We start from the raw sequence: 14,480 nt of genomic DNA, 5'->3' as shown, positions 1-14,480 counted from the left end.
ACTTTGCCGACGGCGGCCCACTCTAACGATTGGCTCCCGCGTACTCGGATCGCTGATCCGGCATCCCAACAGGAGAACGTCATGGCCATCGACCCGATTGCTGCGGTTTCCCCGAACCAGGTGGCGCCGGTGATCCTGCCGGCCGCCACCCAGCCCGGCGTGGTGCGCACCACCGAGCCGTTGCCGTTGCTGGTCACGCCGGTGAACGAGGACGGACAGGGCGGGGCGGTGTCGCGACTGGTGGAAGAGATCGACGCCACCTCGGCCGCCCGGGTGGAGGCCGATCCCACCCGGCTGCGCGTGCCGGGGCCGTTCGACGATGTGTTCAATCTTTCCAGCCTGGGCTTTGCCGCAAGCCGTGCCGCCGACGAGATCGGCGCGGCGGCGCAGCCCGCGGCTGCCGGGCGGGCGACCACCAGCGCACCGTCCGCCGCCGAGCAGGCGGCTGCGGCCGCACCGGCGGCAGCGGCAGTGGCGGCGCAGCAGGCGGCCGGGGCCGCGGCAACTGCCGCCGTCGGCCCCACGCAGGTTGCCGACTCCACCGAAGCGCTGATCCGCGCCGGCGTAACCGCCGCGGCGTTGCGCACCGGCGCGCTCGATCCCGCGGTAGTGGCCGCGCAAGGCGGCAGCGGCGCGCAGGTGGCGCTGGCGGCCAGGGCGCAGAGCGGCCTGCCGCTCAGCGAAGGGGGCGAGCCCTTCGTGTTCGATGCCACGGTCGACCCACTGTTGTTCGGCGTCGGCGCGGCCACGCCCACGCCGCAGGAGGTGGCGGAGGCCGGCGGCACCGGCGAGCAGATCGCCGCCGCGGCGCGGGCCCAGGCCCAGGCGCAGGCCGACAGTGTGGACGAGGACACCGCCATCGCCGGCCGTTCCGGCCTGACGCCGCAGGAAGTGGCGGCCAGCGGCGGCACGGCCGCGCAGATCGCCGCCGCCGCGCTGGCCGAGGCCGGCTTGCCGGCGGCCGGCGCCACCACGGCCACCGGCACCGCCACGCTCGGCGCCACGCCGGCCGCGGTGCTGGACAATCTGGCCGACCAGGCCGCGACCGCACGGGTGGAAGACCGGACCGCCGCCGAACAACTGGCGCAGGCGCAGGCCCAGGCCGCCGCGGATGCCGAGCAGCAACTGGAAGACGAACTGCTGCTGGACGCCGCGTTCACCAGCCAGACCCTGCGCAACGCATTCCAGGCGCAACAGCTGGATGGCCTGCTCGCCCGGCGCGAGATCGAGAGCGCGCTGGGCGGCCTGAGCGGGCTGGCCGCCAACGCCCAGGCGGAGGACGTCAGCCGCGCCGCGCCGGACGCGCCGCTGTCGGCGCTGTCCGAACTCGCCGCGCGCAGCACGGCATTGCCGGACGGCGAACAGATGCTGGCCGACGAATTGCTGACCGCCGCGTTGCCCGAGCCGGCTCAACCCCAGCCGCAGGCCACCACGCCGACCACCACCACGGTCGCCGCCGCCGCTCAGCCCGATCCGCGCCAGGCGCTGGAACAACGGCTGATCCACGACACACTCACGCCGGGCCTGGGCAATACCCAGCCGTACATGGTCTATGGCGCGCCCACCAACCCCGCCATGAACCCGGTGCGCGATACCTATGTGCCGCCGGACAACGTGGTGAACCCGGTGGCGGCCTCGGCCGCGACCGACGAGGTGATGACCGGCCCGCTCGACACGGCTGGTCTGGTCCGCGCGGTGGCGCCGCGCCGCTGACCTGCCACGCCAACCGACGAAGCCCCGGCACGACGCCGGGGTTTTCGTTTGTCCGCCCGCCGCGCATCGCCTGGGACGGTCGCCGCATCGCGCGCCGTCTATCCCCATAGCATCGCGTGACGACGGAGAGCAGCCGATGAGCGAGGGATTGGGGACAGGCGGGATCCTGACGAGCATCAACCTGGTGGTGACCATCGTCGCCGCCTCGGTCGGGATCTGGACCAAGGCCAAGCTGGACCAGGCCGACGTGGTGCTCAAGCGGGTGGAGGCGCAGACGCAGGAATCGACCGAGCGGCGCGCCGAGCGCGAAAGCCTGGAGCGGCGGCAGATGAGTGTCTACGAGGCCGTGGTGCGCTCGCTGGAATCCGACGACCGCCGCCGCCAGGAGGTGGCGATGGCGCTGGTGACCAGCATGCTGAGCGACCCGCTGCGACATGAATTGCTGCTGGTGCTGACCAAGTCGCAGGTGCAGGAGATCAAGCAGGCCGCCGTGCGCACCGTGCAGCAGGAGCAGTTGTTCAAGCAGGAGCAGCCGCCGGTGGTCGTGGCGTCGGCGCCGCGCGCGCAACCGCAGCATCCGGCCGAGTTCTCGCGCTATCGCTTCGACGTGTTCTGGTGCGAGCGGCTGGGCGCCGCCGGGCAGGCGCAGGCGGCGCGGATCGGCGCGGCATTGCGCGATAGTGGCGTGGCCCAGGCGCGGGTGCGCATGCTGCCCGATTCGATCAATGCCCAGGCGGGCTACCGGGTGACCGGCTACGTGATCCGGGCCGACGAGGGCGAGGAGGCGGTGGCGGCGCACCTGCGCGAGGTGATGGGCGGTGCGGGCGTGGGCGGCCAGGCGATCCAGACCACCCGCTCGCGGCAGGGCACCGCCAACTACATGAGCGCGTTCGTGTGTCCGGCCTGATAGGCTTTGGAGCGGCTGACAAAACCCAGCGTAGCGGTGCTGGCAAGGAGCGCGAGACGCAGACAGTACGTGTGGTACGGCAAGTTTCAGCTCGGCGCCCCCACGCGACGCCGCCAGAAGGGTTTTGGCGGCCACTCCTAGGGCGAATCGACATTCAAACGTGGGATGCGTTGGTCCGTCTGCAAGCCGTGCGACAAAGCAGACGCCGACCCACGGACCAACCCGTAGGGACGGACGAAGGCCGGGCGCATGGCCGCGTTGTACTTCGCTTGCGGGGGTGACCCCGCGGCACTCGGCACGCCTTACCCTGCATCCCGGCCTTCGCCCTTCGCACTTACGTTTGAATATCGATTCGCCCTAAAAACTGACCGCGAAGCCCAGCGACATCCCCGACACGTTGTCGCCCATCACGTGGCGCGCCACCAGCCGCCAGCGGGTGACGAAGATGTCGTACTTGCTGGAATCGAGTTCCAGGCCCACGCCGAGGGTGGACAGCGAATCGAAGCCCAGGATGCCGGCCTGGCTGCCGAGGAATTGCGAGTGCGACACTTCCAGCACATAGCGCAACGGGCGATCCAGCGCGGTGAAGCCGGTGGGTGCGCGCCAGCGGGCCCACAGGTTGGCGGTCTTGGCGTCGGCGTGGCCCTGCACCGCTTCGCTGCCGCCGATGCTTTCCAGGCGGATGTAGGTGTAGCGCAACTCCACATCGATTTCGTAACCGGGCCGATAGTGCTCGTAGTCGAGCATCAGCGAGCCGCCGTAGCCGACGGCGGAGAGGTTGCCGTCGTCGAGGAAGTCGAGTTCGTAGCCGGTGCGATGGCCGACGAACCAGTTGGCGAGGCTGGCGTCGCTGGCCATGTAGCCGAGGGCGAAGTTGGCGATGGGGCGCAGCGCCAGCTCGTCGGTGATGGGGAAATCCCAGCCGATGCCGCCGGTGGCGGACACGGTGTTCCACTTCACCGGGATGGTGCGCGATTCCTCGCCTTGGGTGACCACGAATTCCGGGTCGTAGCGGCTGTAGGCGATGGCGCCTTCCAGGTAGAGCGGGAACGATTTGCTGACGGTGAAGCCGCCGCCCAGCTGGCTCATGGTGATGCCGGGGTTGCCGGTCTCCGCTTCCTGGATCGACAGCGAGCTGGTGGTCAGGTCCGGCACCACCGAATACGCCATCAGCGACAGGATGCCGTTGGCGCGCTGTTGCAGGCGGTTGTCGATGCGGGCTTCGAGCCGGTCGCCGGGGGCGGCGTGGGCGGGGTCGAGCAGGGCCGCGCCGGTGGCGGCCAAGGCAAGGAACGCGGCGCGATGAACGGGATTATTTTTCATGCCGTTCACCATAGGTTGTCACCATTCGTCCCGCCAGTTGTCCGCTTGAAGCTTTTGTGAACGCCGGGCCGCGTTGCGCGGCCGGTGCTTCATGCGGCGTGGGCGCGGCGGTTGTGGCGGATCGACGAGTACAGCGACAGCCCGATGAAGCCGGCGCCGATCAGGCCGGTGATCACCTCGGAGATCTCGTGGAAGGTGCCGACGAACATGATGGTCGCCAGCGCGCCGATGGCGTAGAACGCGCCGTGCTCCAGATAGCGGAAGGCGTCCAGCGTCTCGCGCTCGACGAAGAGGATGGTCAGCGAACGCACGAACATCGCGCCCACGCCCAGGCCGATGGCGATGATGAAGATATTGTTCGACAGCGCGAAGGCGCCGATCACACCGTCGAAGCTGAAGCTGGCATCCAGGACTTCCAGGTAGAGAAAGCCCGACAGCCCGGTGCGCGCCGCGGTCTGGCCGCCGCCTTCGAACAGGCTGCCGAAGCCATCGACCGCGATATAGGTGACGATGCCGGCGATGCCCGACAGCACGAATTCCAGTTGCCCGTGCCCGGCCAGGAAGGTGGAGATCGCATACAGCGCGATCAGGCTCACGCCGATCTCCACCGCCTCGATACGGCCGGTGCGCGCCAGCGGGCGCTCGATCACGCCGATCCAGTGCACGTCCTTTTCCTGGTCGAAGAAGAACTTCAGGAACACCATCAGCAGGAAGGCGCCGCCGAAACCGGCGATGGCGACGTGCGCCGAGGTCAGCGTGCGCGCGTAGTCGTCGGGGCGGCTGACCGCCATCAGCAAGGCATCCCACGGCGTGAGGTGGCCGACCACCGCGACGATGGCCACCGGGAACACCACGCGCATGCCGAATACGGCGATCAGCATGCCCCAGGTGAGGAAGCGCCGGCGCCACACCGCGTTCATGTCGCGCAGCACGGTGGCGTTGACCACCGCGTTGTCGAACGACAGCGAGATCTCCAGCACGCAGAGGATGGCGACGATGAACACGGCCTTGGCACCGCCGAGCAGCCAGGCGGCCAGCAGGCCGGCCACGGCGACCAGCAACGAGCCTTTGAAGAAACGCAACAGGGTGGACATGGGAGCGGTCCGGGCAAGAGGTTGAAAGAGGGCGGTCGCGGCTCAGGCCGCGTGGTGTTCCAGCACCTGGCGCGCGCCGGAATCCTGGCCCAGCAGGGCGACCAGCCGCGGCAGCACTTCGCCCAGCGTGGCGGCCAGCGTATACGGCGGGTTCAGCACGAACATGCCGCTGCCGTGCATGCCGAAACCGTCGGCCGCCGGGCGCTGCACGTGCAGTTCGGCGCGCAGCCAGCTCTTGACCGGGAGCTTCTTCAGGCGCTGCGGCAGCTCGCGCGATTCTTCGCGCGACAGGCACGGATACCACACCGCGTAGACGCCGCCAGGGAAGCGGCGCAGCGCCTCTTCCAGCGCGTCGGTCACGTGGCGGTAATCGCGCTTGTCCTCGTAGGGCGGGTCGATCAGCGTCAGCGCGCGGCGTGGCGGCGGCGGCAACAGCGCCTTGATGCCGGTGAAGCCGTCGGCCTGCTGCCATTGCGCCTGCCGTCCCAGCGTGGCGACGTTGTCCGCCAGCAGCTTGGCATCGCTGGGATGCAGCTCGAACAAGCGCAGCTTGTCGTCGCGCCGCATCACGCGCTGCGCCACCAGCGGCGATCCGGGGTAGAACGCCAGCCTGCCGTCCGGGTTGAAGCCACGGATCACCTCGACATAGCGCGCCAGCGGTTCGGGCAGGTCGGTTGCCTGCCACAGCCGGGCGATACCCGACTCGAACTCGGCGTTGCGCGCGGCGTAGCCTTCGGTCAGCGCGTACAGGCCGGCGCCGGCATGGGTGTCCAGGTACCAGTAGGGCTTGTCCTTCTGGTTCAGGTAGGTCAGCAATTCCACCAGCAGGAAGTGCTTGAGCACGTCGGCGTGATTGCCGGCGTGGAAGGCGTGACGGTAGCTGAGCATCGGGACGGCGCGAAAAGGAATTCAGGCCGCGAGGGTAGCGCCTGGCGGCCGTGTTGCCAATCCGTGCGGGAACTTGCGCGACGTGGGAAAGCTCCGATACCCCGATGAGAGCGCAACAGGAGGACACATCCATGAAACCGATCGGTTTGCTGGCGGCGCTGCCGCTGGCATTCGGGCTGGTCGCCTGCGACAAGGCGGCGGAGTCGGTCGAAAAGCACGGCAACGCCGTGATCGAGAACGTGACCCGCGACGCGGCGTCGGCCGTGGCGAGCGAGGCGCGCCAGGCGCTGGACCAGGTGAAGCAGCAGGCGGGCGAAGCGCTTGCCGGAGTGGACGCCAGCGGCGTGGCGGCCGAAGTGAAGCGGCACGGCGAGGCGCTCAAGGACAGCGCGCGCCGCCTGGCCGGCACCGACTGGCGGCCGTTGGACGATTACGTGGGCCAGTATCCGCGCGATATGGGGCTGTTCACCGAGCTGAGCCCGATCATGCCCGAGCTGAAGAAACTGCTGGGCGACAAGCTCGACACCTTCCGCGACCACATGGGCACCCAGGGGCCGCTGTCGCGCGACCAGGTGTTGTTCGTCACCGGCAACAAGCCGCACCAGGGCGGCGAGAACGCGGCCTACCTGCTGATCGACACCGCCAAGCGCCGACTGGAAGTGGGCCTGGTCGAGCAGGGCAAGCTCACCGTGTATGCCTCGCCCGGCGACGCGCTGCCGCGCCCCAAGGATGTGCAGACGTTGCTGACCAACCTCAACAGCGTCTGAGAGCCGGTCTTCGAGCTTCTCGCGCAAGCGTTCGAGGCTGCGCCGGTATGCGGCAGGGCTCCGGACGTCGGGTACGATGCGGGCTTTTGCGGCGATCCGCCGTTGGAGCCCCATCGTGGACCTGTCCCAATTGACCACCGAGATCCGCGCCTTCGCCGAGGCGCGCGACTGGCTGCCGTACCACACCCCCAAGAACCTCGCCATGGCCATGTCGGTGGAAATGGCCGAGTTGCTGGAACACTTCCAGTGGCTGACCCCTGAGCAGGCGGCGGCCGTGGCGCACGATCCGGCCCGGCGCGGCCCGGTGGAGGAGGAAATGGCCGACGTGCTGATCTACATGCTGCGCCTGGCCGATGTGCTGGGAGTGGATGTGGAAGCGGCGATCCGCGACAAGATGGCCAAGAACGCGCTCAAGTACCCGGCGCCCTGAGGCGCATTGCTTGGGGTGGAAGGCTGGCTCCGCGCGGGTTTGCCTCGCCTGCCGCGGTCGGTGGCGGACACACCCGGGGTGGCGCATCGGGCGGCGTTTCCTACATTGACCGTATCGTCATCCGCGAAAGGGAAGTGCCATGCAACGCGTGTTCGAAGCCAGCAACGGCATCGAGGCCCACCTGGTGAAGCACTGGCTCGATGCCTGCCGCATTCCCTGCGAGGTGCGCGGCGAATACCTGCAAGGCGCGCTGGGCGAACTGCCGGTCGGATCGCTGGTGGCGCTGTGGGTGGAAGATCACCAGGCCGATCAGGCGCGCGACGTGATCGCGCAATGGTTCGCCGCCGCGCCGGGCGAGGACGCGGCCTGATCGGCCATCACATCGCCTTGCGGCGTGCGGCCCAGAAACCCTCGGCGGTGTAGATCAGCAAGGCGGCCCAGACCAGCGCGAAGCCCACCGCGCGCGCGGGGCCGAACGGCTCGTGCCACAGGAACACCCCCAGCAGCAGCTGCACCGTGGGGCCGGCGTATTGCAGGATGCCCAGCAGCGACATCGGAATGCGGCGCGCGCCGGCGGCGAACAGCAGCAGCGGCACGGCGGTGATCGGCCCGGCCATCAGGCACAGGAACTGTACCCACGGCGTGGCGTGGTCGAACCCCGCCTGGCCGCTGGCCATCAGCCAGGCCAGCGCGCCGCCCGCCACCGGGAAGAACACCAGCGTTTCCAGCGACAATCCTTCCAGCGCGCCGAGCGCGGCGGTCTTGCGCATCAGGCCGTAAAAGCCGAACGACAGCGCCAGCGCGATGGCGATCCACGGCAGTTGCCCCGCCTGCCAGGTCAGCCAGGCGACGCCGGCGGTGGCGACCGCGATCGCCAGCCATTGCCCGACGCGCAGCCGCTCGCGCAGCACCAGCACGCCGATCAGCACGCTGATCAGCGGATTGATGAAGTAGCCCAGGCTGGCGTCCACCACCCGGTTGGCCTGCACCGACCAGATGTAGACGAACCAGTTGATCGCCAGCAGCGCGGCGCTGACGGCGAAGCCGCCCAGCACCCGGGGCTGGCGCAGCGCCTCGCCCAGCCAGCGCCAGTTGCGGCGCAGCGCCAGTACGATGCCGAGGAACACCAGCGACCACACCATGCGATGCAGCAGCACTTCGGCGGCCGGGATGCCTTGCAGTTGCTTGAGGAACAGGGGCAGCAGCCCCCAGATCAGGTAGGCGGCGAGGGCGTAGACGATGCCGGTTTGCATGGCGGGGCGGGGGGCGGAACAGGGCGTTCGACTTTAGCCTGTTTGCCGCGCGCGCGGCATGGGGGAAACCCCGTTGGGCAAGCACGGAAACTTGATCTCGGGATAGGCTCGTTCCGGCGTGCGGCGTAGACTCCCGGCATCGTGTTTCCCCGACTTTCCACTTCGCACAAGGTTCTTCGATGAAAGCCATCATCTCCGACATGGACGGCGTGATCTACCGCGGCAAGCAGTTGATCCCCGGTGCCAACGAGTTCGTGCAGCGCCTGCTGTCCGAGAAAGTGCCGTTCCTGTTCCTGACCAACAACGCCGAGCAGACGCCGCTCGATCTGAAGCTCAAGCTGGAGTACCTCGGCATCCGCGGCGTGACCGAGGAGAACTTCATCACCAGCGCGATGGCGACGGCGATGTTCCTGCGCCAGCAGAAGGAACGCGCCACGGTGTTCGTGGTGGGTGGCGGCGGCCTGATCAACGAGTTGTACAACATCGGCTTTTCGATCTCGGAATCGCACCCGGACTACGTGGTGGTGTCCAAGACCGGCAATTTCTCGTTCGAGACGCTGAAGAAGGCGGTGCGGCTGATCGATGCCGGTGCCAAGTTCATCGGCACCAATCCCGACATGATCGACCCGGTGGAAGGCGGCAACGAACCGGCGGCGGGCACGCTGCTGGCGGCGATCTCGGCGGCGACCGGCAAGAAGCCCTACATCGTCGGCAAGCCCAACGCGCTGATGATGACGCTGGCCACCCGCAAGCTGGGCGTGCACCCGGAGGATGCGGTGATGGTGGGTGATCGGATGGATACCGACATCGTCGGCGGCATGGAGGCGGGCATGACCACGGCGCTGGTGCTGTCGGGCGTGACCACGCGCGACATGATCGACAACTTCCCCTACAAGCCCAGCTTCGTGTTCGACCACGTGGGCCAGATCGACCCGGCCGCGCTGTAGCTTTGCTGGGAAGAGGGAAGGGGGAAGAGTTACTTCAAACCCTCAACCCCACATCTTGAAACACAGAGAGCACAGAGAACACGGAGTCACACAGAGGAAGGCTTGCTTTGAAGGGACACCTTCATGGGCAGTCCTGTTTACCTCTGGTTTTCTCTGTGTTCTCCGTGTCCTCTGTGTTTCAAGATTTGAAGTTGGTTTTAGCGGCGTCCTGCTCCAATCACCCAAGCAGCAGCGCGTCGTCGTCCAGCGTTTCGCCGCGCGTCTTCTCGAACATCGCCAGCAGGTGCGGCACATCCAGTCTGGCGCGTTCCTCGCCCGACACGTCGAGCACCACGCGGCCCTGATGCAGCATCACGGTGCGGTCGCCGTGGTCCAGTGCCTGACGCATCGAGTGCGTGACCATCAGCGTGGTCAGCTTGCCGTCGGCGACGATCTGGTCGGTCAGCTCCAGCACGAAGGCGGCGGTGCGCGGGTCGAGCGCGGCGGTGTGCTCGTCCAGCAGCAGGATGCGCGATGGCTTGAGCGACGCCATCAGCAGGCTGACCGCCTGGCGCTGGCCGCCCGAGAGCAGGCCCATGCGGTCGGAAAGGCGGTTTTCCAGCCCCAGCTTCAAGGTGGACAACTTGGCGCGGAATGCCTCGCGCAGCGCCGGGGTCACCGCGCGGCGCAGGCCGCGGCGCTCGCCGCGCTGCCACGCCAGCGACAGATTCTCCTCGATGCTCAGCCCTTCGCAGGTGCCCGCCATCGGGTCCTGGAACACGCGCGCCACCAGCCCGGCGCGTTGCCAGGCGTTGAGGCGGGTGACGTCCTTGTCGTCGATGTGGATCGAGCCCTGGTCCACCGCCAGATCGCCGCTGATGGCGTTGAGGAAGGTGGATTTGCCGGCGCCGTTGCTGCCGATCACGGTGACGAACTGGCCGGTGGGGATGTCGAGATCCAGTCCGCGCAGCGCGCGGTTCTCGATCGGCGTGCCGGGGTTGAAGGTCTTGGTCAGTCCTTGTGCGCGCATCATGGGTTGCGTCCTCCCAGGGTCTTGCGCAGCTTGGCCTTGATGGTGGGCAGCACCAGCGCGAAGCCCACCAGCACTGCGGTGATCAGGTTCAGGTCCTGCGCCTGCAGGCCGATGAAGTCGGCGGTCAGCGCCAGCGCGATCAGCAGCCGGTACAGGATGGCGCCGAGCACGGCGGCCAGGGTGGCGATCCACAGCGAGCGACTGGGGATCAGCGTTTCGCCGATGATGACGGCCGCCAGGCCGACCACGATGGTGCCGATGCCCATCGAGATGTCCGAGCCGCCCTGCGTCTGCACGTACAGCGCGCCGCCCAGGGCGATCAGCGCGTTGGAGATCGCCATGCCGGTCAGCACGGCGCGGTCGGTGGAGATGCCCTGCGAGCGCGCCATGCGCGGGTTGGCGCCGGTGGCGCGCATCGCCAGGCCGGATTGCGACGCGAAGTAGGCGTCGAGCGCGAGCTTGGCGACGATCACGATCACCGCCAGCACCAGCGGCTGGATCCAGTAGCCGGCGTCGCCCTCGCCGGGCAGGAAGGGCGAGAACACCGTGGGCTCGCCGATCAGCGGCACATTGGGCGCGCCCATGATGCGCAGGTTGATCGAGTACAGCGCGATCATCACCAGGATGCTGGCCAGCAGTTGCAGGATGTTGAGCCGCACGTTGAGCCAGCCGGTGACGAAGCCGGCGCCGGCGCCGGCCACCATGGCCAGCGCGGTGGCGAACCAGGGATCGTAGCCGCCGGCGATCAGCGTGGCGGCCACGGCGCCGCCCAGCGGGAAGCTGCCGTCGGCGGTGAGATCCGGAAAATTCAGGATACGAAAGGAAATCAGCACGCCCAGCGCGACCAGCGCGAAGATCAGGCCGATTTCCAGTGCCCCCATCAGGGATATGAACGACATGAAAACCTCTTTCTTATGCTTGGGAGGCCGATTGCCAGCGACAGCTTCATTGCCCACTGTGTGAACGCGCAGCCCGAAAAGCAAATGCCGCATGTCGAACGCGGCCGGGTCGGGCGGGGCGGGCTGTCGTGCTTGGCGGGTGTCTCCCAGGCCGCGCCTCCCCGACGCGGCATTCTTGTGGAACCCCGGCCGGCGGCGGTGCCGCCAGCCGTTGCGGGCTCGTTACTTCACGACTTCCTTGGCTTCCTTGAGCAGTGCCTCGGACAGCGGCGCGCCTTGCTTCTGCGCGGAAGCGGGGTTGACCACCAGCGTGGTCTTGATGCCGGTTTCCGGGGCGATCTTGCCGGGCTTCTCGCCCTTGAGGATGCGCGCCACGACCTTGCCGGTCTGGCGGCCCATGTCGTAGTAGTTCATGCCGAGCGCGGCGATGGCGCCACGGCCGACCGAATCGGTGTCGGCGGCCACCAGCGGGATCTTGGCGTCGCTGGCCACGCGCACCATCGATTCGTAGGTGGAGATCACGTTGTTGTCGGTGGAGGTGTAGATCACGTCCACCTTGCCGATCAGGCTCTTGGCGGCGGGGGCCACGTCCACGCTGCGCGCGGCGGCGGCCTGCACCAGCGTCATGCCGCGCTTGGCCAGCTCGGCCTTCATCTCCTTGGCCACCGTCACCGAGTTCACTTCGCCCGGGCTGTAGACCATGCCGACGCGCTTGGCGCCCGGCTTCACCTTCTGGATCAGGTCGATCTGCGGGGCCAGCGGCAGGCGGTCGGACACGCCGGTGACGTTGGTGCCGCTGGGTTTCCAGCTCTTGACCAGCTTGGCGGCCACCGGGTCGGTCACCGCGGTGAACACCACCGGAATGCTGCGGGTGGCCGCGACGGCCGCCTGCGCGCTGGGCGTGGCGATGGCGACGATCACGTCGGTCTTGTCGCCGACGAACTTGCGGGCGATCTGCGCGGCGGTGGCGGTGTTGCCCTGGGCGCTCTGGTACTGGTACTTGATCTGCTTGCCCGGTTCGAAGCCTTCGTCCTTCAACTGGTCCTCGATGCCCTTGCGCACCGAGTCGAGCGCCGGGTGATCGACGATGGCGGTGACGCCCACCGATTTCAGTTCGGCGGCGAAGGCGGCGGGGGTGAAGGCAGCCAGCATTCCGGCTGCCAGACAGCTCAGGGCGATGCGACGGGTTACACGGGTCATGATCAGTATCCGAAAAGTGAATGCGGTAGCGGTGAGCCTGCGAAGCGAGCGGGTCAATTCTATGACAAAGTCGGTGCCGGTTCCGGGCTGGCGGAACATCGCATTTCCCGCAGGCCCCGACAATTAGGGAAACACGGCGGGTGGCGCGGATGCGACGGTCCCGGCTGTTGTACACCGGCGCGGCGGGGGAAATTGTGTTCTGGCGCAGAACCTGTGCAGGTTCGGCCGCCGGCTGGCCGAACGCGCATGCGAAAACGCCACGCGGTGGCGTGGCGTCTGACTTGCTGCCGCGAGGTGGGACGTTCGCGCGGCGGTGCGGAGATCGGGCTTATTTCTTCAGCGAATCGCGGATCTCGCGCAGCAGCAGGATGTCTTCGGGCGGTGCGGCCGGTTCTGCCGGCGCGGCTTCTTCCTTGCGGCGCAGGTTGTTGATGCCCTTGACCAGCAGGAACACGGCGAAGGCGACGATCACGAAGGTGAAGGCTGCGTTGACGAACAGGCCGTAGTTGAGGGTGACCGCGCCGGCATCCTGGGCCGCCTTCAGGGTCGGGTAGGGGCCGGCCAGCTTGTCGCCGTCCTTGAGCAGGATGTAGAGGTTGGAGAAATCCACCTTGCCCAGCAGCAGGCCGATCGGCGGCATGATGATGTCCTTGACCAGCGAATCGACGATCTTGCCGAACGCGGCACCGATGATGACGCCGACCGCCAGGTCGACGACGTTGCCACGCATGGCGAATTCCTTGAATTCCTTCAGCATCGAGCAGCTCCGTTGTGTTTTTGGACAGCCGAAGGGTAGGCGGCGGCCGTTTGCGCTGTCAAACCGCCACGTGCCCTCAGCGGCGACGGCGGCGTGCCTGTTCGCTGCGCGTCAGCGCCAGGTAGCAGGTGATTTCTTCGCGGTCGTGGTAGAGCTGCTTGGCGCACAGGGTATAGCGCAGCCCGGCCTCGTCCAGCGCACCTTCGATCAGGCCGAAGCAGCGCTCGATCTCCAGCCAGCGCTTCTTCATCGGCAGCTTCAAATTGAACACGGCATGGCGGGTCTGTCCCTGGACGAACCAGTCGGCGATCAGCTTGGCGATGCGTACGGGCTGCTCGACCATGTCGCACACCAGCCAATCCACCGGGTGTTGCGGCCGGAAGCGGAAACCATCCTCGCGCAGGTGCTTGACGTGCGGGTGGATGGCCATGTTGCCCTTCATCGGGCCGTTGTCGATGGCGAACACCTTGAGGCCGCGCGCCACCAGCTGATAGGTCCAGCCACCGGGCGCGGCGCCCAGGTCCACGCCGACCATGCCGGGCTTGAGGCGGTCGTCGGCATCCGGCACCAGCGTCATGAAGGCTTCGGCCAGCTTCAGCGTGGAGCGGCTGGGCGCTTCGCTGGGCATGCGCACGCGCGGCACGCCCAGCGGCCAAGGGCTGGCGTGGCGCGGATCGGTGGTGGCGATCCACGCCTGATCCAGCGCGGTGAAGAACAGGTGCAGGCGCGGCGCCTTGGCGTTGTCCAGCAGCAGGCCACGCTCGCCGAGCGCTTTCTCCAGAATCGGCGTGAAGCGGCGGCAAAAGCCCGAGAGCGGCTTGCCGGCGTCGCTGTCGGGATGCTCCAGCCAGGCCGCCGACCACGGCCCGCGTTGGCCGGCCGGAAGCGTGTCGAGCAGCGCCAGGATCGGCGAAAGCCGGTCGCGTTCGCCCAGCTTGACCTGGCCCAGCACGCTCAGCACCTGGCGGGCGAAGATCCAGTTGGCCGCGTCGAGCGCTTCGGGCGGGGGCGTCTGTTGCAGATGGAGCAGGGCATAGCCGTCGCCGCTCTCCCAGCGGCCGTCCTCCGAATACCGGCCGCTCCATTCCTGGCGCACGTCGTTTTCGAAGCCGGGACGGCAGTAGAACAGCAGGGTCGAGGACATGGCACGGGCTCCGGAAAGGTGCGGCAGTGTAGTGCGCCGTACCGGCTTTGACGAGCCTGCCCGTCTGGCCGGGAAAAGAAACCTGCTGGCACCTGATTTATGCCGACTGGCAACTTACATATAACTTTTTAACGATATCGTAAATA

Annotated in this window: 15 protein-coding genes; 6 read left to right on the top strand and 9 right to left on the bottom strand. The window is 67.8% G+C overall.

What is annotated here, in order from left to right; translation table 11 throughout:
- The first annotated feature begins 81 nt into the window (after positions 1 to 81).
- On the top strand, positions 82 to 1,713 hold the full coding sequence (locus C556_RS0108870; protein WP_018747890.1) for a hypothetical protein: 1,632 nt from the start codon (positions 82 to 84) through the stop codon (positions 1,711 to 1,713).
- Between the two features lie 136 nt (positions 1,714 to 1,849).
- On the top strand, positions 1,850 to 2,620 hold the full coding sequence (locus C556_RS0108865; RefSeq protein ID WP_018747889.1) for a hypothetical protein: 771 nt from the start codon (positions 1,850 to 1,852) through the stop codon (positions 2,618 to 2,620).
- Between the two features lie 357 nt (positions 2,621 to 2,977).
- Here the strand turns inward: C556_RS0108865 and C556_RS0108860 are convergent, their stop codons facing one another.
- From C556_RS0108860 to C556_RS0108850, 3 genes are all read right to left on the bottom strand, one after another.
- Entirely contained in the window at positions 2,978 to 3,943 is a 966-nt protein-coding gene (locus C556_RS0108860) for a hypothetical protein (RefSeq protein ID WP_026262937.1), read from the bottom strand.
- An 89-nt stretch (positions 3,944 to 4,032) separates the two neighbouring features.
- Complete coding sequence (locus tag C556_RS0108855; RefSeq protein WP_018747887.1) at positions 4,033 to 5,037, bottom strand: DUF475 domain-containing protein; 1,005 nt, start codon at positions 5,035 to 5,037, stop codon at positions 4,033 to 4,035.
- Positions 5,038 to 5,079: 42 nt separating this feature from the next.
- Positions 5,080 to 5,925 (bottom strand): 23S rRNA (adenine(2030)-N(6))-methyltransferase RlmJ, encoded by an 846-nt coding sequence (locus C556_RS0108850; RefSeq protein ID WP_018747886.1) that lies wholly within the window; start codon positions 5,923 to 5,925, stop codon positions 5,080 to 5,082.
- A gap of 131 nt (positions 5,926 to 6,056) precedes the next feature.
- Here C556_RS0108850 and C556_RS21605 point away from each other — a divergent pair, with 131 nt between their 5' ends.
- The 3 genes from C556_RS21605 (at position 6,057) to C556_RS0108835 (ending at position 7,492) form a co-directional block, all read left to right on the top strand.
- Complete coding sequence (locus tag C556_RS21605) at positions 6,057 to 6,692, top strand: Ivy family c-type lysozyme inhibitor (protein ID WP_018747885.1); 636 nt, start codon at positions 6,057 to 6,059, stop codon at positions 6,690 to 6,692.
- Between the two features lie 115 nt (positions 6,693 to 6,807).
- Complete coding sequence (locus tag C556_RS0108840; protein WP_018747884.1) at positions 6,808 to 7,122, top strand: nucleotide pyrophosphohydrolase; 315 nt, start codon at positions 6,808 to 6,810, stop codon at positions 7,120 to 7,122.
- Between the two features lie 139 nt (positions 7,123 to 7,261).
- Positions 7,262 to 7,492 carry a putative signal transducing protein gene (locus C556_RS0108835; RefSeq protein ID WP_018747883.1) on the top strand — a complete coding sequence of 77 codons (231 nt, stop codon included), beginning with the start codon at positions 7,262 to 7,264 and terminating at the stop codon, positions 7,490 to 7,492.
- Positions 7,493 to 7,499: 7 nt separating this feature from the next.
- On the opposite strand, the gene rarD is transcribed toward C556_RS0108835, so the two are convergent.
- Positions 7,500 to 8,375 (bottom strand): EamA family transporter RarD, encoded by an 876-nt coding sequence (rarD, locus tag C556_RS0108830; RefSeq protein WP_018747882.1) that lies wholly within the window; start codon positions 8,373 to 8,375, stop codon positions 7,500 to 7,502.
- 179 nt (positions 8,376 to 8,554) lie between these two features.
- On the opposite strand from rarD, the gene C556_RS0108825 reads away from it, so the two are divergent.
- Positions 8,555 to 9,322 (top strand): HAD-IIA family hydrolase, encoded by a 768-nt coding sequence (locus tag C556_RS0108825; RefSeq protein WP_018747881.1) that lies wholly within the window; start codon positions 8,555 to 8,557, stop codon positions 9,320 to 9,322.
- 217 nt (positions 9,323 to 9,539) lie between these two features.
- Here the strand turns inward: C556_RS0108825 and C556_RS0108820 are convergent, their stop codons facing one another.
- The 5 genes from C556_RS0108820 to rlmM all read right to left on the bottom strand — a co-directional run bounded on the left by C556_RS0108820 (position 9,540) and on the right by rlmM (position 14,334).
- Positions 9,540 to 10,334 (bottom strand): ABC transporter ATP-binding protein, encoded by a 795-nt coding sequence (locus C556_RS0108820; protein ID WP_026262936.1) that lies wholly within the window; start codon positions 10,332 to 10,334, stop codon positions 9,540 to 9,542.
- A complete protein-coding gene (locus C556_RS0108815; RefSeq protein WP_018747879.1) occupies positions 10,331 to 11,233 on the bottom strand; it encodes an ABC transporter permease in 903 nt (300 codons plus the stop codon). The genes C556_RS0108820 and C556_RS0108815 overlap by 4 nt, the downstream gene beginning before the upstream one ends.
- Positions 11,234 to 11,455: 222 nt before the next feature.
- The gene (locus C556_RS0108810; RefSeq protein WP_018747878.1) at positions 11,456 to 12,385 is read right to left on the bottom strand and encodes an ABC transporter substrate-binding protein; all 930 of its coding nucleotides are present in this window, start codon (positions 12,383 to 12,385) and stop codon (positions 11,456 to 11,458) included.
- A gap of 376 nt (positions 12,386 to 12,761) precedes the next feature.
- Complete coding sequence (gene mscL, locus C556_RS0108805) at positions 12,762 to 13,190, bottom strand: large conductance mechanosensitive channel protein MscL (protein ID WP_018747877.1); 429 nt, start codon at positions 13,188 to 13,190, stop codon at positions 12,762 to 12,764.
- A 76-nt stretch (positions 13,191 to 13,266) separates the two neighbouring features.
- Positions 13,267 to 14,334 carry a 23S rRNA (cytidine(2498)-2'-O)-methyltransferase RlmM gene (gene rlmM, locus C556_RS0108800; RefSeq protein WP_018747876.1) on the bottom strand — a complete coding sequence of 356 codons (1,068 nt, stop codon included), beginning with the start codon at positions 14,332 to 14,334 and terminating at the stop codon, positions 13,267 to 13,269.
- Positions 14,335 to 14,480 lie beyond the last annotated feature (146 nt).

The organism is Chitiniphilus shinanonensis DSM 23277, assembly GCF_000374805.1.
Lineage (GTDB): Bacteria > Pseudomonadota > Gammaproteobacteria > Burkholderiales > Chitinibacteraceae > Chitiniphilus > Chitiniphilus shinanonensis.
Note: the sequence above shows the minus strand (reverse complement) of the source record. Positions and strands in the feature narration are given on the sequence as shown.